This window comes from Phyllobacterium sp. CL33Tsu (assembly GCF_900113985.1).
Taxonomy (GTDB): Bacteria; Pseudomonadota; Alphaproteobacteria; order Rhizobiales; family Rhizobiaceae; genus Phyllobacterium; species Phyllobacterium pellucidum.
This window is the reverse complement of record NZ_FORJ01000003.1, coordinates 322,529-346,795: the sequence shown is the minus strand read 5'-3', so window position 1 is coordinate 346,795 and position 24,267 is coordinate 322,529. Positions and strand designations below refer to the sequence as shown.

Genomic DNA, 24,267 nt, shown 5'->3' with positions numbered 1-24,267 from the left:
TCGCTCAGGCGCTGATGGCGGTGCGTAGCTTTTCGGCAAGCCCGCTCAACTGATCGACAGGGTTCCGACCGACGAGCATGTAGCCATGGGCGGCATCGGCCCAGTAAACCACATTCATGCCGTAGCGCTTTTCGACCTGCGGCGCGAAGGCGCCGCGTGAAGACTTGACGATGCACAGTGCAAGCGGTCCATGCTCCGGATCGAGAAAAGCAAGCTGACCAAGCGGCCTGCCGTCATATTGCAGAAGCTGCGCGCGCTTGAGCGGTATATCGGGAAGCGTCAAAGCGGAGGCAGGCAATTGAAGGCCAAGCCTGTCGCTGATCAACTGCAATTGCGCTGTCTGTACTCCCGGATCGTTTGCCAGATCCGCCAGCGTATCGGCGGTATAGAGACTGAGGTATTCGGCGACGACCGAGCGCCATTCCGAACCGTCTGCTTCCTCGTGATCGTCCTTGATGCGCAGATAGGCGCGGTCGATCGCGACGCCGACAAAAACAGATGCAACTGCTGCAGCGAGGAAACCACGGCGTGTCCAGTTTTGGCCCCTTGGCTCGGCGGCGTTGGGTGAGGGAAGGCGCGCAAGTATCGCTTCCAAATCAGAAGCAGGTGCATTCTCCAACAGCGGAACGAACGCGTCGTAGAATGGCATCTCGCTGCGCGAAAGGAATTCATAGCGCGCAGCCACCTCAGGATCGCTCTCGACCAGGGCTCCGATACGCCGCCGTTCCTCGCCGCTGAGTTCGCCATCGAGGAAAGCAACCAATAGTTCGTCGGAGGGCATTTCAGGATGCTTGTGTTCGCTCATCAACTGCCCCCTTTCGTCCGTCTGGCAACCGCGTCCTCGTCCATGTTCTCGGCAAGTTTCGCGCGAGCCGCAGCAAGGCGGCTCATGACGGTGCCAATCGGAACATCCAGCACATCTGCGACTTCGCGGTAGGAGAGGCCCTCGACATAGGCAAGAAACACGGCCGTTCTTTGCGCTTCGGGCAGGGCGTTGACCTTGCGCAAAACCTGATTGGCCATAACATGGGTTTCGGTATCCTGTTCACCGTCGAATGTCAGCGTCAGGTCTGCATCAACGAAGCCGTTGCCCATACGAATGCGGCGCGAGCGCACTTCGTTCAGCCAGATTGAATGCAGGATAGAAAACAACCAGCGGTCGAGGCGCGTGCCGCTGGTAAACTGGTTCGCCCGCTCAAGGGCACGCACGCATGTTGCCTGGACGAGATCGTCGGCCACGTCGCGCTGACGTGACAGCACGATCCCATAGCGCCAGAGCCGAGCGAGGTGCTGGCTCAAACTCGCCCTGATTTCGTGTTCGCTCGCGATGATTGCCTCCGCGCCAACTCGTTCTTTGCGAACGTCGGGCAGCGATGATGCGCCCGTGTCCGGGCGACTATAAGCATAAAGTTGAAGATGAGCGACAGGCACTTTGTGCTCCTTTGGTGAACCCGGCATGCCGCTCATGCTGTTTTCCTAAAGCCGTGCGTGATCGGGATCAGATTTTAGAGGGCTTTTCGATTGCCTCGTGCAGGTCGCGATATTCTTCGCAACTTGTCCCGCAGATCGATTTGATCGTCGTCAACTGTTCCTTGGCGAGGTCGATCTGGCCCTTGATGACATAGGCTTCACCGAGATACTCGCGAACTTTCGCGTATTTCGGATCGAGCGCGACCGACTTTTTGTACCAGGAGATGCCCTCATCGGTGCGGCCGAGCTTGCGTGTCGCATAGCCTCGATAGTTAAGCGCCTCCTTGGTGTTCGGATCCTTCAATGTATCGAGCATGTCGAGCGCTTCCTGGTAGCGGCCGGCCTTGGCCAGCGTATAGGCATATTCGGTGCGGTCTTCGTCCGGAACATTGCTGGTGGTCTTATCGACGCATTTCTTCGACTTCTTTTCGTAAACCTTGCCCTTGGGGCAGGTCGGCGTCGTTGCTGCATCGTCGCTGCCTCCGCCTCCCGCGGCGAGGCTTGCGCCAGGAAGCATCGCGATCGCAAGTCCGGCACCAAGCAGGGCGGCAGGCGCCTGCCGGTAGAGTGTGTTGAAGATGTTGCTCATGAGATCAGTCTCCGCTGGAAGGGAACGTGCGACCTAAAGAACACTTGGAGAGGTGGTTTATTCGAAGCGCCCACGCAGTATTCGGCGAAACGCCGCTTTGCAATTCAATTTCAGAACCGCTCCGCTCGCGGGAATCGCTTGCTCCATTCGCGGCGAATTTTGATCGGATATACGTTCCGGGCGTTGTCGCGACCTTATAGATTAAGGAAAATCACAAGAAGCTCAACCTCACGAAAACACATGAACTGCAGAACGGCTGAACCCATGACCTCCGATATTGCCAGCGCCCCGCTCGTGCAATCATTGCTCGCAGGACTCGACATGCGTTCAAACAAAGCGCGTGAGCAAGAACGCGCACCGCGAAAAGTCGTATCTGCCGTCGAACGTGCGAGCAAACATGTCGAAGCGGCGAGACGCGCTGCCGACGCGAGCCTGGCGCGGGCCAAGGCGGCACCCCGACCGCACGAGATCACCAATCCCGTCTTTGTCGCCTTGTTCGACGCGCATCAGCAGGACAGGGAAGCGCTCTTTGCCGCCATGCGTGCGCTCGACGCGGCACGGACAGCAGAGTCCGCCGAGGATCTGGTTTGAGCGGCAGTGCTCTGCGCACGATTTTGTTACCGAAGCCTGGAGCGGATTTCAAAAAACCCTATGGCCTTTGCAGCCGCGCGCTAATATATCAATTCCGTTCCTGCGAGCCCCAGCGCGTCTTCCCAGCCGTTGAGCCGTCGCGGCGCAATCGGTCCCAATCGAAAGAGCTGTCTTAAAAATGTCGGATCAGACTTGTCATGTTGCTGCGACCTCTCAAGGCGCGCTTCAGAGACCGGCGCCGAACTTCCGTATCATTGCGATGATCATTGCCAGTGCCATGTTCATGGAGCAACTCGATGCTACGGTGCTTGCAACGGCGCTGCCGACAATGGCGCGTGATTTCGGCGTCAGCGCGCCGGCGATGAGCATCGCGCTCACATCTTATCTTTTGAGCCTTGCCATTTTCATACCGGCGAGTGGCCGGGTTGCCGACCGGTTCGGATCCCGCACCGTTTTCCGCACGGCCATCGGCGTATTCATCCTGGGTTCCGTGCTTTGCGCCTTCGCGCCGAACCTCACTTTCCTCGTCTTTGCGAGACTGGTGCAGGGCCTCGGCGGCGCCATGATGATGCCGGTGGGCCGTCTGGTGCTGATGCGCAGCGTCGAGCGCAAGAATCTCGTTTCGGCCATGTCGTGGTTGCTGGTACCGGCCCTGATCGGCCCGATCCTCGGTCCGCCTGTTGGCGGCCTGATCGTGACTTACCTCGACTGGCGCTGGATTTTCTACATCAATGTCCCGATTGGCATACTGGGCTTCATCCTCGTCAGCCTGTTCATAGAGGATTTCAAGGGCGAAGCGCGGGGACCCTTTGACTGGACCGGCCTGTTCCTTTCCGGCATATCGCTCGGCTCCCTGCTTTTCGGCTTCGAAATGGCAAGCCGCAGCGGCGAGGCCGGCCTTGCGGCTTCGCTGGTCGCAGTCGGCGCAATGGCCGGCATTGCTTATCTGCGTCATGCACGGCGGCACCCGTCGCCCATTCTCGATTTTTCGCTGATGCGCATTCCGAGCTTCAGCGCCTCGGTGGTCGCGGGATCGTTGACCCGTATTACGCAGGGCGCACAGCCGTTCCTGCTGCCGCTGATGTTGCAACTTGGCTTCAACCTCTCCGCCGCATCGGCCGGCGCGATCGTCATCGCGACGGCACTCGGGTCGATGACGATGAAGGCGGTTGCACCAAAGATCCTGAGGCAGTTCGGCTTCCGCAACAGCCTCATCGTCAACGGCATAATCTCGACATTCGGCTATGCGCTGTGCGCGGCGTTCCGGCCGGATTGGCCGCTGCCGCTGATCTTCGTCATTCTCTATTTCTGCGGCTTCTTCATGTCGTTTCAGTTCACGGCTTATAATACGGTCGCCTATGACGAGATCGGACGCGATCAGATGAGTTCGGCGACCAGTTTCTATACGACGTTCCAGCAGTTGATGCTGTCGCTGGGGATTTGTGTCGGCGCGCTTGCGCTGCACGGATCAATGCTTGCGCGCGACCACGATGTGCCGGAACTCGGCGACTTCTCGGTCGCTTTCATCATCGTCACGGCGATCTCCATCACCGCAACGGTCTGGAACATGCGGTTCTCAAATTCCGCGGGCGCCGATATCAGCGGGCATCAGGTAAACACATCGCCGCGAAAGGCGTGATCTTACGTCGTGATCATCCATCGATGGTGAGAGAAATGACGCTGTTGTGATGGGTCTTGCAGACGAAGGGCGTGTTGCCGTTGGCCTTGCCCTGGATCGTCATCCACATGCCCTTGCCGAAATTGGTGGTGACCGCGGAAGCAGCGGGCGGTGTGAGCCCCTTTTTCTGGAGCGCTGCGCTGCAGGCGGCGATAGATCGTGGCTTGTTGGCTGATTCCCCCGGCATCGGTGCGCTGACGATGAAGGCGCAAACCGGGACGATGAAGATGAGATAGCTTTTCACGATTCCCTCCCCAAAGAATGTGATCAGTAGGGGAGCTTACGCTTATTGCGGGTGGACAACCATCCAGCCAAAATCTCTAGCTCGAATGAATGGGTCTTCTGGACGGGAGTGCAGGTATCTCGGTCGCTCAGGCCGCTTCAGCCATCTGCACCAGACGGTAAAGCTCGCGCTCAAGCGTTGCAATATCGGCAGCGTGTTGCGTGCGCCCGCCATGGTGGAGCAGGAAGACCGCGCCGCTTTTCTCAATGCAGCAAAGACCGTCAGCATAGACATAGCCTTCACCGTCGCACAGGCCTACAGCGAAAAGATCGTCGCAATAGTCCCGCGATTCTACGAACTCTTCGAAGCTCAGTTTCATTCCGGTCATCCTTCAAGACGCCAATGTCAGTGATCGGATTTTGAGCCGATTCGCCTGAAATGCCTAGAAGGCGACGCGTTTGACCCCAATATTTGCGCTGCGAGGCCCGAAGTCCGCTAGATGTGGAGCAAGCCCAGCGTTACGCCAAGGCTGAGGCCGATCGTGAATACGGTGAAACAATTGAAAGCTGTCAGGCGCATGAGGTTTTTCCCCCGTCATTATTATTCGATCGCCAATCATCCAACAGATCGGCCATGCTGACAATCGCCCTAAAAGGATGAAGTGCCGCGCGATACACCGCGTCTGGCTTCACGCCCCGTCGGTTCGCCTGTAGTGGGCTGATTTGCAACCAAGACAGGGATGGGTATGGGGAAGCCCTGGCAACCCATCGAGATCATTGGGCCATTCTCTCAGGACGACAAGATCCGCGTGGGCTCGGGTACCGAAAGCTCCGCTATTTGTCCTTGCAGGATTTTTTCGACCTCGATTGCGATGCGCGCGGGATCGCTCAAGGTCACGGCCCGGAAGCGTCCGTTCTCGGCGTTGGCATCATCCGGCTGATCGATGGTCTCGACGATCGCGGAACCCAACCGCTCAGGATCGTGCTCGGCGATCAGGTACCCGTAGCGCCTGTCGGTAATCACTTCGCCGAGACCGCCGTGCATCACGGACGCTACCACCGGGATGCCGTAGGTCATCGCCTCGACCGGCGTATTGCCGAAGGCATCCCAATCGGAATTGAACAGCAGGACATCCAGGCTGAGATAGAAGTCGCGCATATCCGCAATCCAGCCGAGCCAATGGATACGGTCGGCGATACCGAGTTCCTGCGCCAGAGCCTGCAGCTTCTCATTTTCGGGACCAGAACCCGCGATGGCGAAACGCACGTCGGGCCGCTTTACGGCAACGACCGCGGCGGTTCGCAAGAACACGTCAAACCGCTTGCGATCGATAAGCCAGCCGGCATTGCCGACGATTTTGGCTTGTGGCGGCAACCCGTACCGTCGCCGTGCGGCCGCCTTATCCTCCGCAGAAGCCTTTTCCGGCACCGCCAGCGGATTGCGGATCGTGCGGGTTATGGATTTGACAGAAGGGACGATGGTTTCAGCCTCGAGCCGTACAAAATCCGACGGGTAACTGATTGCATCGAAGCGGCGCTTTGCCAAACCATAGAAAAGCTTCCACTGCCAATCGGGACGCACCGAATGGTGGAAATGCATGGCGAGCAGGCGGCGACCGCGCGCAATGCCGCCCAGCGTCAGCATTGCCAGGAGATTGCTCCCCGTCATCATCAGGGCATCTGCCCGCTCGCCCCGCAGGATCCGGTAAAGCGTGGGCAGGCTGCGCCAACCCAGGGCGCCCCGATACTCCATCCCGACCGCCTCGATGCCTGACTTGTCCAAATGCTCCTTGAGGGCACCGAGCGGATTGAGCGATATGACTTTAATCTCGTGGCCGCGATCCTGAAGGCATTGCATCAGCCGCAGCGAGGCCTGCTCCATGCCACCGAGTTCAGTGCACTGAATGATATTGAGAATGCGCATACCTTGCCCCGATCGGACAGCGCCCACATTGCGAGCACTATTTGTTAGAGGCGATGATCTTATTCCTCGGTAACAAATGAAAGTTATCCATCCGGATGAACTCCGCGAACCATTCACCGGTTGTATAAAAATAAGCAATCCGATGCGTAATCCTAATTGGGTACGGGACAGAATCGAAGAACAAGCGCCTAATATCGCCCAAAGCCGCAAAGGCAAAAGGGGGCGAAGTCACTATGGTGCCAATTTCTGTTGCGCTGGTCGATGACCATCCGCTCATGCTTGCAGGCGTCGTCAATCTCTTCGAAACCAACTCAGAATTTTCGGTTGTGGCCAAGGGCGCATCGGCCGATGACGCACTCCAGATCAGCCGGCAATTGCGTCCCGATGTCATGGTTCTCGACCTTTACATGCCGGGCAATGTCTTTGAAGTCATCAGCGAGATAGGCGCAAATCCGGGAGGCACCAAGGTTGTGGCGTTCACTGCGATGACTGGCAGCGACTATGCTGTGCGCGCGCTGCACGCCGGTGCAAAGGGCTACGTTCTCAAGGGCAGCAGCGCCGATGAGCTCATTGAGGGCGTGCGTGCCGCCCATTCGGGCGAAACCTACATTACGCCGGCTTTCGCAATCAAAGTCATCGAAGCACTGCGCATCGCCTCCCTGCGCAAGAGAGCTGCGGGACCGATCAAGCTCAGCATCCGTGAAGAACAGATCGTAAGCCTTCTACTCCGGGGCCGTACCAATCGTGAGATCGCGATCGGGCTCGGCATAGGCGAAAAGACGGTCAAAAACTATATGACGATCCTCATGCAGAAGCTGCATGCGCGAAACCGTCTTGAAGTGCTGATCGCCGCGCAGAAACTTGAAGTTGCCAGCCGCGACGAGCGCGAATCCGTTTCGCGTCATTAGTCGAAGCGATTCCAATGCCTAGGCGCTGTTGCTTTCGAGGGGAACGGCGACAATAAGGCTGGTGCCTGCACCCGGTTCATGCACGATCCGCACCGTGCCGCCAAATGCCTCCACCCGGTTGCGAATGCCCTGAAGTCCGAGTGGGTGCCGTCGCCCGGCCGAAGCAATTGGCTGGTCGGGGCTCGGGCCCTTGTCGCTGACAGTGACGGTGATGACGCTGCCATCGGCGCTCACTTCCACCCGCTGTCCGCGGGCTCCAGCATGGCGATAGGCGTTGTTGAGCCCCTCCTGCACGACCCGATAAAGACATATTTTCAGCGGATGCGCGACCTTTTCCGGCAGATTCTCGTAATGTGCCGCGACAATTGACCCTGTCGCGTATTCGTGGCGTTGCGCTGCGAGCTTGAGCGCTGCTTCGATGGACAGGTTTTCAAGTTCCGGCAGCACGAGACCCGTCGAGAGCTCGCGCAGTTCACTGAGTACCTGGCTCGCAAGCCGCGACGGGTCGAGCTCATCCCGCTGGTTGCCTGCGCCCGACGTTTGCCCGAGGCGCAGGATCAGCAGGCTTAAGACCTGGACGGGACCATCATGCAGATCCGAACCGATACGATTGAGCAATGTTTCGTTGGACTTTGACGCGTCCATGCGCGCCTTGTCGGCGGTTCTGCGCAGTGAACGGTTCTGATCGGCAAGCGCTTGCGCGTTCTCCAATTGCGATTTCAAGGTTTCACGCTGCGTATTGATAATGCCGCTGGCGCGCCGCACGATCAGGTAAAGCAGGGCCATGATCGTCAAGGTCGTCGCCCCGACCAGTGCCCATGTGCTTCGCTGGACGCGCGATCGCTGGGCAATGAAATCCTCCGCTTCCTCGTATAGCTCTCCAACCGCGATCACATCATGGTTGCCGGGTCGGTAGATAGGTGCGTAGATTTCGATCAGCGGACGCGCCGTTTGCTCGTTGGCGATACCCTGATCGTCATGGTGCTCTTCGAGTTGAGCGACGACGGTTCCGGCGAACGCCCGTTCAATGTCCTCGGATGGCAGCCGTTTTCCCATAAGTGACTTGTCTGTGGTGTAGACAACAGTTCCGTCCTTGTCCCAGATTCTGAAGCCTTCCACTCGCTTCGCAAGATCCGTGCCGATTAGAAGGTCATCGAGTTCCTTCTGCTTTTCCGGAACGACCAGCGGCCTGCCATTTTCCTCGTCGACATGGCGGGCAAGGAATCCTTCCATGTAAAGGGCCCCCGATTCTGCCCGGCTCCGCAACTGGTTGGCCGCAATCTGGGAACTCAGCCATTCTCCAAGGATCGCCATGGATCCCAAGAGGATGAGCGCGGCTACGACGAGGAATTGCGATTTTAGATCAAGGCGTTGCCAGTACCGTACGAGCTTGCCGATACCGAACCGCCCACCCTCGTGGTTGAGGTCATAGGTCATGTTGGCGATAAGGCCAAAAGTCCCGAAACTCTCTTGACCAAGGTTTTTGTAATTGACCGGACCTTCCGAACTACCAAGTTCGCTCCCCCCACCACATCATCCGACTATCGAAACTCGTGTCGACGTTTTTGGTGAGTTTGTCCCGGAGATCCGGGTCTGGTCAAGAAAAACACGTCGCGGGAGGGGGATGGCGCCTGCCTAAGTGCAGTCGCGGCAACAAAACACCGCGCATGAAAGCGGTCCAGGAGGGCAATTATGGTAACCTACATTCGTTCGGATCAGGTCTATTATCTTGCCGACGTCATCGCTCCGGCAGATGAACTGGAAAAGCTCGGTGACGGGAAGCTTCTGCACGGCATGCCGGTCGAGGTCTTCGTTTCGACAGAAGAGCGCACGGCGCTGTCATTTCTTGCCAAGCCGCTCGCCGATCAGTTCAGCCGCGCGTTCAAGGAACAGTGATGTTTCTTGTTTTCAAGCAAGGTGTTAACGGCGTGTATTGAGGTTTGAACTTCGCTTGGTAGCGATCAATTCTGTCCTGCCCATGACGCATGCCGGGGTATTCCGCCGCCGTCTTGTGGATTGCTCGTGACGCACCCGCTCAAGGCCAATGCGAGGAACGCAACAATATAAAGTCGCATCGCCGCCTCCTGAAGTTTTGGATGATACGAGAATAAGCTCAAAAATCAGGAATGGTATGTGATCGCCTTCACCTTTGCTTGAGCGGAGGGTGATTGAGATGCGACCGCTACCCTTGAAACTGGCGAGCGCCCCAATTCGACACTGAAACGTGTCTGCGATTGTGCCCCCACTTTTCTCAACGTACAGCAACCTAATTTGTGATTTTCAAAGTGGGCTGTTTGAATGGTAGAGATCACAATAACCACGCTAGAGCGCATCCTAGGACTATGCCAAGCAGGACCAGTGCGAGGTGCATATTGGTCCGGCGGGCCTGAACTGCCTCTTCTTTAGATACGACTCGAAGCGCCTCGGCGGTCGCATCCTTACCAAGGTTGTTCAACTCAAAGTGGCGTTTTGTCTCGTTTTGGTAGAACATCTTGGCACTACTCCGGCCCCCAACGGGGCGGATTTCTTCGCGAGATTGCGGGATTATGGCGCATGGATCAAGGCTGGATGGCCGCCCTACCGAATTGCAATTCATGGTCGAGGCCACCGAAGACGTTCGGGCCATCCGTGCCACGTTTAAGGAACAGGTAACCATTTATAATAAGCTGCGTGGCCCCGATGATGACCGCTGCAAAGATGGCATTGCCGACCGCCTTTACAGCGAAGTTGACGACATTTCCAAAAATCAAAAGCACAAAAAACCACCGGCCGCTATGGCCGAGATCGTGCAGGCGTCGAACGTAGAGTGACGTTATCGCGACAATCATACTGATGCTAATCAAGCAACCAGCTCCTAGTACTATGGCAATCACTAAGGGCGGTGTCCCTGAAATCTCCTACCCACCAAGCTCAAATCCAAGGGGGGTACAGACGATCAAAAACGCCAAGAACCAGACCAACTGTCGCCAGAAAAACGGCCAGCGCGAAATCCGTCCACTAAAACGAAACTGATCGACTAGAAATTCTTTCATTTCGGTAATTCCCCCAAAGTACCGTCCCCGTTACTTCGGGCAAAATGATTGCCTCAACGCAAAGTTGTCAACGCCGTGCGTGCGAACTTCACAAAGAATGTTTACGCCATTGTTCGCATGCGTTGTCTGCCTAGCATCCTGCTGCGAAATGTAGGTCCTTGGGGTGCACAACCGGCAGCGAAGGATTGAGAAGTTATCAGTGCCGACCCATTCGGCTATTGCGGGCCGCACAGCGCGATTTAAGGAAGGGAGATGTGAAAAGGCTACCGTGAACAAAAATCGAACATTGGGTAGCACGGTAGATTTGCAATAGAAGGATTTGATGGCGTTATTGAATTGGGCCATGAATTAAAGAATGAGATACATATCATATTTTTGATTTATTTTATGTAATAAAATCAGGTACTTACAGGAGTTATGGCGGAAGAGGTGAGATTCGAACTCACGGTACGGTTCCCCGCACGACGGTTTTCAAGTGCGTTTCCTGGACAATTGATCGCTTCACTTCACAATCGTTAGCGTGTCGAAAATTCAGCAAAAATATTTGCTTATGGGCATTTCCTCTAAATTACTGCCTATCACTCGGCGTTACTTTTTTGCACTTATGTTGCACTTTCTGTTGCACTTTTGATGACCGCTGCCATCGTTTCAGCGGCGGCGCGATCGCGCTCATCGAGCGCATGCGTATAGAGGTCAAGTGTTATGGCAACACTAGAATGCCCCAGACGCGAACTGACGGTCTTTATGTCGGTACTTCGCGCGATCAAATGAGTTGCCATTGTGTGCCGATGACCGTGCACCGGTTGTCCTTTGACCTTGGCTCTGCGCAGAACCTGACGCAGACGACGGGTCAATGCATCAGGTTTATATGGGCACCCGCCTGCATCGGGAAAAGCCAAAAGCGGCCCATCAAAGTAATCCCTTCCCCATAACAACTTTTGTTCTGAAAGCCACGCTCGTCGGCTTTCCAATCGCTCCATGACGGCAGCGGGTAGGCTGATAACACGGTGGCTTGCACCAGTCTTAACCACGTCCTCGCGAAGGATGGGTAGGCCTTCGTAGTCTTGTACCACTGATCGCCGGACAGTGATTGTACGCGCCTCGAAATTAATCGCATCATAAGCGAGTCCCAATAATTCGGACCGGCGGAGCCCCGTCATCAGAAGCATGATGACAACCAGGTCAAGTTCCGGGTACCCTTCCTTGTTGTCTGCCTTGGCTTTCCGGAGTGCTTCGAGAATTCGGGCTATTTCTGCTTCGGAAAATGCCTTAGCCTTAGAAGCCTGTGGGCTTGGGGGCTTGGCATCTCGCGCAACATTTTCAGGTACGAGGCGCCATTTTCGAGCCTGTTCAAGTGCCGTGTGAAGTACTCTGTGCGCATGGTGCACGGTTCTTGCGCTTAGGGGCGCAGGATCGCGGGCGCCGTCTGCCTTCTTCTTCTTGGATTTCCCGCCTGAAACCAGCATTGTTGTATATGCTTCGTCGAGGTCGCGCGTTGTCAATCTATCGAGTCTTATGTGGCCGATGTGCGGCACAAGAAGTTCCACCTTTTCAACGTAGCCTTTGATTGTTGTGATTTTGAGCTCGTTGCGCTGCTTCAAGCCTGCGAGCCAGCGTTTTAGGAAGAGTTTGACGGTGTGTCTGTCGGGGTCACCGACGCCCCGCCGCTCAACTTCAGTTTCCATACGACGCGCGAATGCTTTTGCCTCGCTCGCCTTGTCAAAAGCCTTTGTCTTTTGCCGGCGGGTACCGTTCACTTGTTCGAACCAAACAGCCCGCCAAGTTGGAGAGCCATTCTTGTGCGCTCTACCCGGACGTACGGTCGCCATTTAGATTTCTCCCTTTCGTCTTAATGATGCTTTGATGTTGCATGCGTTCGAACAGAAGCGGGCTCTGGCGTGGCTGGCATCGAACCAATGCCCACATTCCACACAGCGGCGCATGGGCGTTCGATCGCGCAATTGGCGATAAGCCGAAAACAGCATAAAGGCATCAAGGGACCGCGCACGATGGAACGTGTTGTATGTTTTTAGATCGATAACGGGATTGACGTCCCAGATAGTCAATTCGCCTTCCGCTCGGTGGCTAATTCCAAATGACTTAGAAAGTGTGATTCGTGTAGTGTCGACGGTTACGTGGGAAATCCCGCGATCATCGACCGGATCCCATGCCGTTGCCGGCACTTGCAGCAGTTCCTGTACTTTGCGCCAACTTGGAAGGTAGCTCTGACCCGGTAACGCACCGGTTGGATCACCGTACCGACCAGCAAACATCTCTACGTTAAATGAACTGCTTAGGTCCATTTCAGCGAAAACTCGCCAGAATGCGAGCGGCTTTTGGGTGCTCCACCTTCTTCCGGTGCCTCTTGCGGACACCAAGGTATCGACAACGGAGACACTGTTGAAAGCAGTCCCGTCAAAAACAAGTGGTTCGGCTTTCATTGATTGCCTTTTACTGATGTTAACTCACCAAACGTATCACGAAAGTCAAAATACCGCAATGTTAGCTGTTGACGATAGAATGTTAACGTATTTTACTTTTGACATGATCTGCATATGGAGTCCGAAGGTATGAAAACGCGAGTCAACCACGGGCTGCGTCCGTATCAAGCTGCTAGAGAACTTGGCGTGTCCTATCCAATGTTCAAGCAAGCAATGGACCAGAACCATGTTCGATATGTCGAGTTTGGCAACGCCAAGCTGATCACGCCAATGGAACTCGAACGTCTCAAACGGATGTTTCATGGTGAGCTCGGGGATGTCGGGAGATAGCTATCGCCCGCCGTGGTCAGTCGCGCCCCCAACGTAGGAGCACATAATGAACGACACGTTGCCCATCGATGACATCGAAATCGGTCCGCGGATTAGAAGTGACCTTGGCGATATCGATGGCCTCGCCGTGTCAATCGGTGCCATAGGACTACTTCATCCAATCGTCGTTACGCCGGACCATCGTCTCGTTACGGGCGAGCGTCGCTGGCGCGCCTGCAAGAAGTTGGAATGGACCGACATTCCGGTCCGCATCTTGGAGACATCCAATGACAGTTGATCCCAGCATACTGGCAATGTTGCCTCTAGAGCTCCAGGCTGAAATTGCCGAGAACTTGTTCCGCAAGAACTTGCTTCCGAGTGAAATGGACGAACTACATCGTCGCCTTGAGGCTGCGTTGGTCGATCGTCGAAATCTTCGTGATGGAAAATTTCACCGCGCCGTTTGCAGTCAGATTGGCGAGATATTGGGAATCTCCGGCCGTACGCTCGAGAAAATTAGGGCCATTCGTGAAGCTGCCCAGAACGAACCTGGAAGATTTGGATACCTTGTAGAGGAAATGGATCGCACTGGTCGCATTGACTTAGTATTCAAGCAGCTCGGAATTGCACGCGAGAGGGCAGTTTATGCCGCGCGAAAGGAACGTGGCGGCCGCATTGATGATCTCACCGCCCTCGCGGCAACGGGATACCGTGCCCGAGTCATTTACGCAGATCCGCCGTGGCCATTCAAAGTCTACTCCGGCCGCGGCAAACAGCGCTCCGCCGACCGTTATTATGACACACAGCCGTTGGCGAGCATCATGGCACTGGGGCCTGCCGTTGAGGCGTTGGCGGCAAAGGACTGCGCTCTGTTCCTATGGGCCGTATCGCCCGAGTTACGCGGCGCCCAAGAGGTCATCGAAGCCTGGGGGTTCAACTTCAAGACGGTCGGTTTTGTGTGGGTCAAGACAACGCAAGCCGGCGAGCCCGCTACCGGCATGGGTTACTGGACGCGATCCAATGTCGAGCAGTGTCTGTTAGCGACACGCGGATCCCCAAGCCGGATAGATATGGGCGTGTCTCAGGTCGTCATGGCACCCCGTGGTCAACATAGTGCGAAACCTGAGGAGGTGGCATCACGCATCGAGCAGCTGATGAACGGACCTTACCTCGAGCTTTTCGCACGTCACCCCCGACCTGGTTGGCACGTCTGGGGTGACGAAACGCCAATGTCCAAGTCAATTCTGTAGGAGGGGTCAGTGTGCGGGCTAGGTTCCTTCTCCGATTTGGGCAATAGGACTGTTACTGCCCTGCCTGGGGGAATGCAACGCGGCCTCTGGCACGATTTTGCCTCAGCAACGGTGGGCAACGTCCTGAACCTTGTCCCGGGGCTGCGGAAAGCTCGCGAGGCCGACTGAAATGGCCTCGCTCGAAAAGATTGTACTTTTGCTGGGCAGCGACCAGCCTTTCGAAGCTCTGGCCGCACGCGACGCGCTCATAAAATACCTCGCGCGTAAGGGGCTGGATTTGTATTGGTTCGCTCAGCAGGCAGATCGGTGCATAACTAGTCTTCACGGGAGTCACGAAGGTACTGCATATAACGTCGAAGCTGAAGAAATCGACCACCAAGCCGCGGCGCACTGGCTGCTAGATAATTTCATTTCTCTGCTGAGCACGAGGGAGCGAGGTTTCCTCGAAAATATGACCACTTGGGTCGGCGAACCCACAGAACCGCAGGCGAACTGGTTGGAAGCGCTGGTCCGTCGACATGGGTATCGGCCATGATCCCCCTCGATCTCGCACTTTCCTACGCGTCGCAGGGTTTTACGGTCTTACCCGTCAACCCAGTCAATAAACACGCACTGACAAAGAACTGGACCAACGCGACGGCAAATGGTGTCCCGGGGTCGTCGAAGGATCCGGATCAGGTACGCACTTGGTGGGAGCAATGGCCTAACGCCTGCATCGGTCTGCGCACCGGAAAGATCAACGGTTTCGTGGTCGTCGATATAGACAAGCACGGACTGTCCGACGGGTTCAAGACGATCAAGGCATTCGAAGACGTCGATCCGAACTCTACAGCTACCGTACTTACAGCCGGCGATGGGAATCATATCTACTACTCCTATGCGGGCGAACTGAAGTCAATGACGCTTGGTGAAGGCGTCGATTTCCTTGCCGAGGGGAGGATGGTGATCGCCCCCGGCTCAGTGCGTAGTGATGGCAGACATTATCAGTTCGTGAACGGTCGTGACCTCACCACCTTGGCACCGCTGCCCAATTCTGTCCTGGCGAGGTTGAAACGTTCAGCGGGACAGAAGCAACTGGATACATGGTCGGCGAAAATCGAAGCGACGCGAGAAGGTGATCGACACAATGTTGTGCGGGACGCGAGCTGGGCACTAGCCCACGAGGTTGTCAACGGGAGGCTAGATGAGGGCGAGTTCCGCCAACGCATCGTAGACATGGCTGGGACCTGTCTTCCCCCACTTGATGGGCTGGATACCAAAAACCTGATTGAAAGCGCGCTGCGGAAAGCCCGCGACCCCAAGGTAGACAGTCGTAAGGATGTCCGCTTCACACTACCCGATTTTGAACCGATCGAGGAACCCGTACAGGCGGCCGAATTGCTGGTTGGGATCGGCACAGCTTTGCAGACCTACGTGTCTATCTGCGGCGACCAAATCGTCGCTGCAGCATTGTGGATCGTCCATACGCATTGCATCGAGGCGACGGACTACACACCCAGGCTGCTCATCCGCTCGCCGACCAAAAGGTGCGGCAAATCCACACTCTTAAGGATTATCGGCAAGCTCGTGCGCCGCCCGCTCCCCCTGTCCGGCCTAACGGCGGCGATGTTGTTTCGCTCCATCGCCGCCTTCAGCCCGACCCTGCTGCTCGATGAGGCGGACAATGCCGGACTGACGCACAATGAGGAACTTCGCGCTGTCTTCAACGAAGGTGTGTACCGGGAGGCAGTGATAGGCCGCACGGTCGGCGATGACCACGAGCCAAAGCTTTTCCCTATCTTCGCCCCGGCGGTGCTGGCGGGGATCGGTAACTTGCCGGCTACCCTGATGGATAGATCGGTCATCATCGAAATGCGGCGCAAGCTGAAGTCGGAGAACAAGGAACGGTTTGACCGCCGCCGGATCGATCACCTGACAGCGCTCGGCAGAAAGGCAGCAAGATTCGCCGCCGACAACATGCCCGCATTGTCCGCTGCAGATCCGGAAGTCCCGGAAAGCCTGAACGATCGTGAGCTTGATGGTTGGCGGCCACTACTGGCAATCGCCGACTTGGCAGGTGCAGCGTGGGGCGAGAGGGCGAGGACAGCGGCAGTCAATCTATGTGGGTTGGCCGACGACAACGATGATGAAGAGCCGGCCCTGACGCTGTTGGCCGACTGCTTCAGAATTTTCGAAGACCTCAAAAGCAGAGGCAGGGCCGGCTATGAGCCCGACCTGACTAGTGGCGTTGAGGCCGAGATTCCAAGTGTGGAGCTGATGCAACAACTGCACATGCTTGAGGACCGACCGTGGAGTGAATGGGGGCGGATGCGTAAACCTATTACCCAGCACGCGATTGCGCGTCTGCTGAGACCATACGACATCAGGCCCGGCAATGTCGGTTCGAGGCAAAGCCGTGCCAAAGGATATCTCTGGGCAGCCTTCGATGATGCATGGAAGCGCTACGGAGGCCGACCATGAGCGTACTGCCCCTTCAATCCGTACAACCGTTCACGGCGTTGATTTCATTGTCGTTTTTGGCTTTCGCAACCGTTCACCGACAGTGTTTCGCGTACGCTTTGAATTGACGAAACTCCAATCAAATCAATGCTGTGAACGGTTGTACGGATTGAGAAGCAAAAAGGGCAAATAGGGGCGATAGCGGCACCTGCCAAAACTGGAACCGCGAACAAAAAGGATATGATGATGAAAGTCTCTCAAGACTATGCCAGCTCATTTATGTCGGCAACCTGGCTGGCCGCCTTTTTGAAGGAACACGGCCTCAAAGAACTCATCGTGACCATAAAAAGTGTGCGCCAGCACAAGTTCAACCCGGGTGAGAAGCCCAAGTACGTGCTTTCCCTGGTCGACAAGACAATGGAGGTGCCAGTTAACAATACCAATGCCCATGTCCTCGCCAACGACCTAGGCGACGACGCAGCCAACTGGCCCGGTAATAAGGTCGTGCTGACTACCAGTTTCGGCCAAACGCCAAATGGCCCGGGCCACATCATGAACATGCGCGGCATCCTGGCAGTCCAGCAGTCCACTGTACACGTTACGCCGACACTCCAACCCACACAGGGCAATGGCTACGCAGCGGCATCTCAACCCGCGGTTGACCAGCAACCGCAACCGAAGAGCAACGCATCCGCCGAGCTCAACGATGAAATCCCGTTCTAATGCGTTGTTTGGTGCGCGTGGTTGTTAACGCAGCCACGCGTACTGGCCGAGCAGGATACCATGTTTGCTCGCGGCCATGGAACAAAGCTCTCAACGAACGGCGTGCCCGTAGACACAAATTCACGATGAGGTATTATAATACCACAATGCTTACCGCCAGACAGGAATCTTTCTGCCGAGGTCTTACTGAGGGGCTCTCGCAATATGAAGCCTATCAGAAGGCGGGCTATCGATCGAAAGGGCGAAACGCCACCGATGCCCATGCCGCACGGCTGGTAAGAAATGGCAAGGTGAAAAATCGGCTGAATGAGTTGAAGTCGGAAGCGGCGAAACAGACCGTCGTCACCGCCCAGTCGATCGCCGCCGAGCTCGATATCGCATTCCGGTTGGCGCTTGACAACAGACAAGCCGCGGCCTGTGTTGCCGCTTCCATGGGCAAGGCCAAACTGTTCGGGCTCATCGTCGACCGGGCCGAGGTCGAACAGATCAAGCGCAAACCCGTCACCGATCCCGATGCGCCGACCGAGATGTCTCTCGAGGTTTGGCAGAGAAAGTACGGCAAAATCTCGGAGCACTGACCATGAACGAGGACGTCAAGGTCGAGATCGTCAAACCGCAGAAGGGCCCACAGACGGCGTTTGTCGAATGCACCAGCGTTGATATCGTTTGCTTTGGCGGTGCGAGAGGGGGCGGAAAGAGTTGGGCCATGGCACTCGATTTCTTCCTCCACGCCGAGCGATACGGCCCCGACGCGAAGGGCCTCATGTTGCGCAAGACCCGCGAGGACCTGAAGGACTTCATCGACCTTGCTTCGAGCATGTACGGGAATGCGGCCCGCTACATGGAGAAGGGAAACACGTTCCGCTTCGCCAACGGAGCGAAGCTCGTGTGTGCCTATCTGGAGAACGAAAGTGATGCCGCCAATTTTCAGGGATGGAGCCTGACACGCGTCTATTTCGATGAACTGACACAACTCAATTCGCTCGACCCGATCCTGGCCCTGTTAGCCACGCTGCGATCGGCAAAGGGCATCCACGGCCAGCTCAAAGTGAGTTGCAATCCGGGCGGTCCAAGCCATTTTGGCGTGAAGTCGATGTTCGTCGACAACGGTCCCTATAACGTCGTTTTGGATCCGGACACCGGACTTACACGGGTCTTCATACCCGCCAAGGTCAGCGACAATCCTGCCCTGCTCAACGCCGACCCGCGCTATGTCGATCGTCTGAAAAGCGTTGGCTCACCTGAGCGCGTACGAGCCTGGCTCGAGGGGGATTGGGATGTCATCGAAGGTAGCTACTTCCCGGAGTTCTCGATGGCTCGGCACGTCATCCCACCGTTTCCGATCCCCAGCGGCTGGATCAAGTTTCGTTCAATGGACTGGGGCTCAGCTCGGCCATTCTGTGTCCACTGGTGGGCCGTCTGTCAGGAAGATACCGAGCATGATGGACGATTGATCCCGCGCGGTGCGCTGATCTGTTACCGCGAATACTACGGCATGCAGCCGGGTAAACCGAATGTCGGACTGAAGCTCACGGCGGAAGAGGTCGCTCGCGCAATTGTCGAGCGCGAGACCGTCAACTGCCGGCGGGAGCACATTAGCTATGCCGTCCTTGATCCGGCCGCTTTCGCAGTGATTTCGGGGCCGTCGATTGCAGAAACCCTGTTACGCCATGGTGCTGCGTTCCGGCGGGCGGATAACCAGCGGGCCAATCACGATAAGCGCACGGGCGGCTGGACCGAGTTAAGGGCCCGGCTGAAAGGAAATGCCGATGGCGTTGCAATGGTCTTCTTCATGGATCAGTGCCGCAACGTCATCCGTACGCTGCCCATGTTGCAGCATGATCCCCACAACATCGAGGACCTGGATACGGAGTCTGAGGACCATGCTGCCGACTCTGCCCGATATGCTGCGATGAGCAGGCCCTATCTTGCGAGGCCTTCGGTCGATCCAAACTTCAGAAGCCCTTGGCTCGTCGCAAACGCGTTTCGACTTCATGAACTTGGTGATTGAGTCAGTTGCGCTAACCTGCGACCCAAAGATAAGTGGCGCGAATTAGGCAGTCAAAGCATCTTCAAACTTACGTTGCCCGTATCGCAGGAAGCTCTTCGACCCGCCAACGGCACTCATGTCAGCGATGATGCCTCTGCCTAAGCAAATGACCGCGATGCACGCTGACCGGAATTGCAAAAGATCGCTACCTGAGGCCGTTACAAGTTCGGAGAACAGAACGCGTCCATCAATGGCGGATGTAAGCTCCTGCTGTAGGGCAGATGTCTTTGCTTTTCCCTGGTAGGGATACCACACACCTTCTGCTTGACGGTAGTGGATGTCGTTTCTCATCTGAGATGGCCAAGAAACGTTGTTTCCATTTTTTGAAATGAGCGCCGCAAATGCTTTTATTTGCTTTTCGACGTTTTCCCTGTCGGCGGCAAGATAGGGTCCGTTCTTTACCTCCACTAGAAGCTCAGAGAGTGCACGATGAAATTCCCTCCACGCTGACTCATGTGACCCACTGCCACCGCTATCCACCGCGACGTTTACTGCAGATCCCCTCATGTCAGCAGATAGAAGATATTGACCTGTCTGGATTTTGAAAGGTGGAGCTATCCCGTAGGCGTCGAGCATGTTCCTCAAACGCATTAACTCCAGCGTGCGGAAATAACTTGGCGATCTGCCCCAGAGACGTAGCGTCGCGTGCGCGTAAAAGAGCGCGGCATAGTAAAGTTTGACATAGGGCCACGCTAAGGATTTGGTCAAACCGTCGATCTCAATGATATTTTTGATCGTTTCACTTGCTGCAGAAGCTGTTCGGTTAATATCGGCTCCCAGTGCTTCAAGAAAATCTTGGTTGTTGATGCCTGAAAGCATCAATTCCTTTTTGCTCGCAGAGGGCGCATAAGTTGCTGTCATGAGCCAACTATGGACAGTACCCTGTGGGTGCCCTGTTAGTTGAGCCAAGCCAGGGCACCACATCAACCTGCTGGATTCGACGACAGTCAGCGCCATTTAAAAGATAGATTTCGTCTTTAGCCCGTCCGTAAAGACCTTGGCATAAGCATTCACGCTGCCGCCAACGTTTTTCACTGAAGAGGGCTTCACATTACTCAGCATATTGGACAGGATCTCAGAAAAATCGTCCGCTGAGTACCGTGTCCCGAAACGATCCCGAACACGCTGTGCTATTTCGGGGAAAATCGATAAAATCGCACGAAATACAATGGGTAAAGTCGCATCGATATCGAGCTTTCTCTCGTTTGCATGACTCATAAAGGCCGTAAGGTAGGCCGCCATAACTCGGTAAATTTCGGAGGGCGACGCTTCTCCAAAAAGCCCCAGTATAGGTTTCATGGCCGCATTGAAAGTTACGCGAGAGATATGCGCCTTCTTACGCTTAGAGGGTGACATCGATCCAAGTAGTGGACTTGTTGGCTCTGTGGCAAAGAGGTCAAATATATCTCCTAGACGAGTTTCAACGTCGTTTCGGTATTCCGCGAGTTTGCGAATATCGAGAAGCAACTCGTTCGGCACGGGCTTTTGCTTAGTGTTGATGTCGATGAAAAGACGAGACTCATCGACCCGTGTAAGCTCGTTGTAAACTACCACCGGAACGCGAAGTTCAGATTTAGCCAAATGAAACCCGTAAATACGATGTTGCCCATCGAGAACTAAGAAAGACTTCGGACTATCTCGGAATCGTACGGTTCTCTTCCTGCTGTCGTAAGTAAATTCCGACACACTCTGTGCCGAAAGCACCACAGATGTTGGAATAGTACCAAATCCTGCATCTATGTAGTCAGCAATTTGCTGTGCGCGATCTCTGTCCAAAAGACGTTGGAACCCTGCGATAGGGTCTTCGTCCCTATCAACGACGAAGCAGGTTCGTGCAAGGACATCCGAGGGTATAGTCAGGCTGTAGAAACGGTGATTTCCTTGGGTGATTAGAGATGCAGTGTAACTAAGAAACTCTTCTACTTCAGTCGCGTCAGCCACCGATTTCCCCCAACTATCGCTACGATTCAGATATCCTTTTATTCGGATCCTTCATTGACGACAAGCGGGTGAAATTTAACAACGATCCGACACGCTGCTGTATGGGACATAGATTGGAAAAGTGTGCGCGGGAAAGAGCTCCGTACAGAAAAGTACACTTTTTAGCACATAGCCGCTTGCGCGTATTCTTTGCGTACACTAATACTATGTTTAGTGTTCTTTTAGAGGAAAGTGTACGGAAATGCAGATTATCGGCTATGCGCGCGTGTCCAGCGTCGGGCAGGATCACGCGGGACAGGTGGAACGGCTGAAAGCGGCCGGCGCGACTAAAATCTTTCAGGAAAAGCGCTCGGGCGTTGATCGCGAGCGCGAAGAGCTGAAAAAATGCCTGGACTATGTGCGGGAGGGTGACACGCTGCTGGTAACGAAGCTCGATCGCTTGGCACGCTCGGCCGTCGATCTGCTCAATATCGTTCAGGAAATGCAGGCCAAGGGTGTCGCCTTCAAGGCGCTTGACCAAAGCCTCGACATGACGACGCCGGCCGGCAAGCTCCAGCTCCAGGTTCTCGCGGCCGTTGCCGAGTTTGAAACCGCCATCCGGCGCGAGCGGCAAATGGAGGGCATCGCGCGGGCCAAAGCTGAGGGTCGGACCGGCGGGCGGCCGAGGGCGGTTACGAAAGCAATAGCCAAGGACATACAGGCCCGAAGGACCGCTGGCGAAAGTTTTCGCTCGATCGCCAAGAGCGTCGGATTTAGCGTGGCGACGGTGCAGAATGTTTTGAAAGACGCTCCAAGGGCCGACGAAAGAGCCGCGCCTTCTTAGCTCCGCTTCACTTCAGATTTGATGGGGATAGGGAGAAGGCCCCTGGCGCAAGTTGGGTGATCCACTCGAGGGCGCGGACTGAAGAGACTCTGTGGCCTCGTAGCGGTCGCGAAGCCCGCGCTTTTTAGCGTTCGAGAGGTACCGATTCGCTAGCCGATGCTGGCTTTTTATCCAGCACCGGAACACATTTGCTTGAGGTGCAGTCTCTCGCATGCTCGTTTGAACAACCCGAAAAAAACGGCGCCATAGCTTGACCTGCGGCCCAATCCTGTTGTGGCAGCCGCTGCCGTAACGATGCCGCCAAAGCATCGACATCGCGGGTCTCGCACTCCCAGATGACCAAAGGATACCAACCAGCAAAACCTAAATCTGCGATGTTTCGTCGATCACGTTGAACATTCTCGTCGAATTTCTTCTGCCAGAAGTCGACCCGCGTTTTCGGGGTTGTTGTTAACCGGCAACCGGGATGACGATGCCAAAAGCAGCCGTGAACGAAGATTGCAACTTTGTGTTTCGGTAGAACGATATCGGGTTGGCCAGGAAGATCACGTCGATGCAATCGGAAACGCCGTCCCATGCGATGGAGTATCTGCCGAACTCGAATCTCCGGCTTTGTATTCTTGCCCTTGACTTTGGCCATGAGGGAACTGCGTTCCTGACTGGGCGCCGCTTCTGGTCCAACAACAGCCAACTGGAAAATCCTCCTTTTGAAAGGACAGATAGATCAGAGATCTGTGGCCGGATATTGGCCGAGGTGAATCTTGATCGACTGCGCGATCGCCCTTCCAAGCAATACAGGCACGGCATTTCCAATCATGCGTCCAAGTCCCTTGAAGTTGACGACGTCCGTAGGGCGGACGAACTTGTACTCCCGCGGGAAGGATTGGAGAATAGCGCCCTCACGGAGTGAAAGCGCTCGATCTTGGGACGGATGCCCGAAGCGCCCGTTTCCAAACCCGAAGAACTGGGTCGTGATTGTCGGAGATGGCTCGTCGTGTTTCATGCGGCCATAGACGGAAACATAGCCGTCGCCGGTGGTGGCCTGATGACATTTTGCAATAAGGTTGTCGTCCCAATCGCGCCACGTTCCGCCGGGTTTCGACGCCCGAATTCGCTTCATGTTGATGTCTGATAGCCTGCTGGCCCGATGGAGGGGATCTTTCGCATCTATCATGCCTGCCGCGAGCTCTGGCAACGAACCGATCACATCTTGAACAGAAACGTAACTCTCCGGCGCGTGCGTAGGATTAATCAGCTGGATTGGTCCTAACCGCGATGCCAGCATGACGAGGCGCGATCGGCTTTGGGGAATACCAAAGTCGGGCGCATATACGATCTTATGGAAAACCTTGTAGCCAGCGTCCTCTAGCGTCTGAACAAAGTCCGCGAAAACGCCTCCTCCGCGAAAGTTCATTAAGCGCGGCACGTTCTCCATTGATATGACATGTGGCCGGAGCGACAGAATCAGGTCGGCAAACTTTTCAACCAGGCGCCACTTAGGATCGTCGTTCTTCTGATTGTAGCTAGAGAACGGCTGGCAAGGCGCGCACCCGACTAGAATTTTCGGCTGCCCCGCTTGAAAGAGACCATTGAGCTCCGCCGCGTCCACAGCACCGACATCGCGCTCAAGGAACCGCGCATCGTTATTCTCTTCATACGGGTATCGGCACGCAGGATCAATGTCGATGCCAGCAGCGACATCGAAGCCTTCAAGGCGAAATCCGTGCGTGAGGCCCCCCGCGCCACAGAAGAGATCTACGACAGAGCCACTGACTTCGGAACCGGTCAGCTGGGTTGAGGCGGGCATTGAAGGTTCGCTAGATAACATGTCTATCCCGATTGGCGAATCGGCCGAACCGACGACGCTGCTTTTTCCT

27 protein-coding genes are annotated in these 24,267 nt (G+C 55.7%); 14 read left to right on the top strand and 13 right to left on the bottom strand.

Going from position 1 to position 24,267, the window contains the following annotated elements; translation table 11 throughout:
• Nucleotides 1-4 precede the first annotated feature (4 nt).
• From BM074_RS14335 to BM074_RS14325, 3 genes are read right to left on the bottom strand one after another with little or no spacing between them, the layout of a single operon-like run.
• On the bottom strand, nucleotides 5-805 hold the full coding sequence (locus BM074_RS14335; RefSeq protein WP_244532862.1) for an anti-sigma factor family protein: 801 nt from the start codon (nucleotides 803-805) through the stop codon (nucleotides 5-7).
• The gene (locus tag BM074_RS14330; protein ID WP_051615397.1) at nucleotides 805-1,458 is read right to left on the bottom strand and encodes an RNA polymerase sigma factor; all 654 of its coding nucleotides are present in this window, start codon (nucleotides 1,456-1,458) and stop codon (nucleotides 805-807) included. Before BM074_RS14330 ends, BM074_RS14335 begins: the two co-directional genes overlap by 1 nt.
• 40 nt (nucleotides 1,459-1,498) lie before the next feature.
• Complete coding sequence (locus tag BM074_RS14325; RefSeq protein ID WP_139217680.1) at nucleotides 1,499-1,987, bottom strand: tetratricopeptide repeat protein; 489 nt, start codon at nucleotides 1,985-1,987, stop codon at nucleotides 1,499-1,501.
• 393 nt (nucleotides 1,988-2,380) lie between these two features.
• Between BM074_RS14325 and BM074_RS14320 the strand changes: the two genes are divergently transcribed.
• Together BM074_RS14320 and BM074_RS14315 are read left to right on the top strand one after the other, a co-directional pair.
• Nucleotides 2,381-2,650 (top strand): hypothetical protein, encoded by a 270-nt coding sequence (locus BM074_RS14320; protein WP_139217673.1) that lies wholly within the window; start codon nucleotides 2,381-2,383, stop codon nucleotides 2,648-2,650.
• Nucleotides 2,651-2,828: 178 nt separating this feature from the next.
• Complete coding sequence (locus BM074_RS14315; protein ID WP_091922846.1) at nucleotides 2,829-4,289, top strand: DHA2 family efflux MFS transporter permease subunit; 1,461 nt, start codon at nucleotides 2,829-2,831, stop codon at nucleotides 4,287-4,289.
• A 13-nt stretch (nucleotides 4,290-4,302) separates the two neighbouring features.
• On the opposite strand, the gene BM074_RS14310 is transcribed toward BM074_RS14315, so the two are convergent.
• From BM074_RS14310 to BM074_RS14300, 3 genes are all read right to left on the bottom strand, one after another.
• Nucleotides 4,303-4,572 carry a hypothetical protein gene (locus BM074_RS14310; RefSeq protein ID WP_091922844.1) on the bottom strand — a complete coding sequence of 90 codons (270 nt, stop codon included), beginning with the start codon at nucleotides 4,570-4,572 and terminating at the stop codon, nucleotides 4,303-4,305.
• Nucleotides 4,573-4,699: 127 nt separating this feature from the next.
• Nucleotides 4,700-4,930: a hypothetical protein gene (locus tag BM074_RS14305; RefSeq protein ID WP_091922842.1), complete on the bottom strand. Its 231-nt coding sequence runs from the start codon at nucleotides 4,928-4,930 to the stop codon at nucleotides 4,700-4,702.
• A gap of 410 nt (nucleotides 4,931-5,340) precedes the next feature.
• Complete coding sequence (locus BM074_RS14300; RefSeq protein WP_091922840.1) at nucleotides 5,341-6,474, bottom strand: glycosyltransferase; 1,134 nt, start codon at nucleotides 6,472-6,474, stop codon at nucleotides 5,341-5,343.
• Nucleotides 6,475-6,707: 233 nt separating this feature from the next.
• On the opposite strand from BM074_RS14300, the gene BM074_RS14295 reads away from it, so the two are divergent.
• A complete protein-coding gene (locus tag BM074_RS14295; protein WP_027233277.1) occupies nucleotides 6,708-7,382 on the top strand; it encodes a response regulator in 675 nt (224 codons plus the stop codon).
• Nucleotides 7,383-7,400: 18 nt separating this feature from the next.
• Here the strand turns inward: BM074_RS14295 and BM074_RS14290 are convergent, their stop codons facing one another.
• Nucleotides 7,401-8,819 (bottom strand): sensor histidine kinase, encoded by a 1,419-nt coding sequence (locus BM074_RS14290; RefSeq protein ID WP_091922838.1) that lies wholly within the window; start codon nucleotides 8,817-8,819, stop codon nucleotides 7,401-7,403.
• A 255-nt stretch (nucleotides 8,820-9,074) separates the two neighbouring features.
• Between BM074_RS14290 and BM074_RS14285 the strand changes: the two genes are divergently transcribed.
• Both BM074_RS14285 and BM074_RS23310 read left to right on the top strand, forming a co-directional pair.
• The gene (locus tag BM074_RS14285; RefSeq protein WP_091922836.1) at nucleotides 9,075-9,278 is read left to right on the top strand and encodes a hypothetical protein; all 204 of its coding nucleotides are present in this window, start codon (nucleotides 9,075-9,077) and stop codon (nucleotides 9,276-9,278) included.
• A gap of 698 nt (nucleotides 9,279-9,976) precedes the next feature.
• Entirely contained in the window at nucleotides 9,977-10,192 is a 216-nt protein-coding gene (locus BM074_RS23310; protein WP_244532861.1) for a hypothetical protein, read from the top strand.
• 824 nt (nucleotides 10,193-11,016) lie between these two features.
• Here the strand turns inward: BM074_RS23310 and BM074_RS14270 are convergent.
• Both BM074_RS14270 and BM074_RS22750 read right to left on the bottom strand, forming a co-directional pair.
• A complete protein-coding gene (locus BM074_RS14270; protein WP_091922831.1) occupies nucleotides 11,017-12,243 on the bottom strand; it encodes a tyrosine-type recombinase/integrase in 1,227 nt (408 codons plus the stop codon).
• Nucleotides 12,244-12,855, bottom strand: a complete 612-nt coding sequence (locus BM074_RS22750; RefSeq protein ID WP_139217671.1) for a hypothetical protein — start codon at nucleotides 12,853-12,855, stop codon at nucleotides 12,244-12,246.
• A 129-nt stretch (nucleotides 12,856-12,984) separates the two neighbouring features.
• Here BM074_RS22750 and BM074_RS14265 point away from each other — a divergent pair, with 129 nt between their 5' ends.
• The 8 genes from BM074_RS14265 (at nucleotide 12,985) to BM074_RS14230 (ending at nucleotide 19,587) form a co-directional block, all read left to right on the top strand.
• Nucleotides 12,985-13,185: a hypothetical protein gene (locus BM074_RS14265; protein ID WP_091922829.1), complete on the top strand. Its 201-nt coding sequence runs from the start codon at nucleotides 12,985-12,987 to the stop codon at nucleotides 13,183-13,185.
• Nucleotides 13,186-13,231: 46 nt separating this feature from the next.
• Nucleotides 13,232-13,462 carry a ParB N-terminal domain-containing protein gene (locus BM074_RS14260; protein WP_091922827.1) on the top strand — a complete coding sequence of 77 codons (231 nt, stop codon included), beginning with the start codon at nucleotides 13,232-13,234 and terminating at the stop codon, nucleotides 13,460-13,462.
• Between the two features lie 376 nt (nucleotides 13,463-13,838).
• Nucleotides 13,839-14,414: an MT-A70 family methyltransferase gene (locus tag BM074_RS23495; RefSeq protein ID WP_348271664.1), complete on the top strand. Its 576-nt coding sequence runs from the start codon at nucleotides 13,839-13,841 to the stop codon at nucleotides 14,412-14,414.
• A 169-nt stretch (nucleotides 14,415-14,583) separates the two neighbouring features.
• Entirely contained in the window at nucleotides 14,584-14,949 is a 366-nt protein-coding gene (locus tag BM074_RS14250) for a hypothetical protein (RefSeq protein WP_091922825.1), read from the top strand.
• Entirely contained in the window at nucleotides 14,946-16,874 is a 1,929-nt protein-coding gene (locus tag BM074_RS14245; RefSeq protein WP_091922824.1) for a DUF3631 domain-containing protein, read from the top strand. The genes BM074_RS14250 and BM074_RS14245 overlap by 4 nt, the downstream gene beginning before the upstream one ends.
• 225 nt (nucleotides 16,875-17,099) lie before the next feature.
• On the top strand, nucleotides 17,100-17,576 hold the full coding sequence (locus BM074_RS14240; RefSeq protein ID WP_175499024.1) for a hypothetical protein: 477 nt from the start codon (nucleotides 17,100-17,102) through the stop codon (nucleotides 17,574-17,576).
• A gap of 146 nt (nucleotides 17,577-17,722) precedes the next feature.
• Nucleotides 17,723-18,154 carry a terminase small subunit gene (locus tag BM074_RS14235; RefSeq protein ID WP_175499022.1) on the top strand — a complete coding sequence of 144 codons (432 nt, stop codon included), beginning with the start codon at nucleotides 17,723-17,725 and terminating at the stop codon, nucleotides 18,152-18,154.
• A 2-nt stretch (nucleotides 18,155-18,156) separates the two neighbouring features.
• Nucleotides 18,157-19,587, top strand: coding sequence for a terminase large subunit domain-containing protein (locus tag BM074_RS14230; protein ID WP_091922818.1), 1,431 nt, complete (start codon nucleotides 18,157-18,159; stop codon nucleotides 19,585-19,587).
• 42 nt (nucleotides 19,588-19,629) lie between these two features.
• On the opposite strand, the gene BM074_RS14225 is transcribed toward BM074_RS14230, so the two are convergent.
• Together BM074_RS14225 and BM074_RS14220 are read right to left on the bottom strand one after the other, a co-directional pair.
• Nucleotides 19,630-20,487, bottom strand: a complete 858-nt coding sequence (locus BM074_RS14225) for a hypothetical protein (RefSeq protein ID WP_139217670.1) — start codon at nucleotides 20,485-20,487, stop codon at nucleotides 19,630-19,632.
• A 96-nt stretch (nucleotides 20,488-20,583) separates the two neighbouring features.
• The gene (locus tag BM074_RS14220) at nucleotides 20,584-21,567 is read right to left on the bottom strand and encodes a DGQHR domain-containing protein (RefSeq protein WP_091922814.1); all 984 of its coding nucleotides are present in this window, start codon (nucleotides 21,565-21,567) and stop codon (nucleotides 20,584-20,586) included.
• A gap of 241 nt (nucleotides 21,568-21,808) precedes the next feature.
• Between BM074_RS14220 and BM074_RS14215 the strand changes: the two genes are divergently transcribed.
• The gene (locus BM074_RS14215; RefSeq protein WP_091922813.1) at nucleotides 21,809-22,390 is read left to right on the top strand and encodes a recombinase family protein; all 582 of its coding nucleotides are present in this window, start codon (nucleotides 21,809-21,811) and stop codon (nucleotides 22,388-22,390) included.
• A 124-nt stretch (nucleotides 22,391-22,514) separates the two neighbouring features.
• Here BM074_RS14215 and BM074_RS14210 read toward each other — a convergent pair whose 3' ends face one another.
• Both BM074_RS14210 and BM074_RS14205 read right to left on the bottom strand, forming a co-directional pair.
• A complete protein-coding gene (locus BM074_RS14210; protein WP_348271663.1) occupies nucleotides 22,515-23,081 on the bottom strand; it encodes a very short patch repair endonuclease in 567 nt (188 codons plus the stop codon).
• 33 nt (nucleotides 23,082-23,114) lie between these two features.
• Nucleotides 23,115-24,197 carry a DNA cytosine methyltransferase gene (locus BM074_RS14205; RefSeq protein ID WP_244532859.1) on the bottom strand — a complete coding sequence of 361 codons (1,083 nt, stop codon included), beginning with the start codon at nucleotides 24,195-24,197 and terminating at the stop codon, nucleotides 23,115-23,117.
• Nucleotides 24,198-24,267 lie beyond the last annotated feature (70 nt).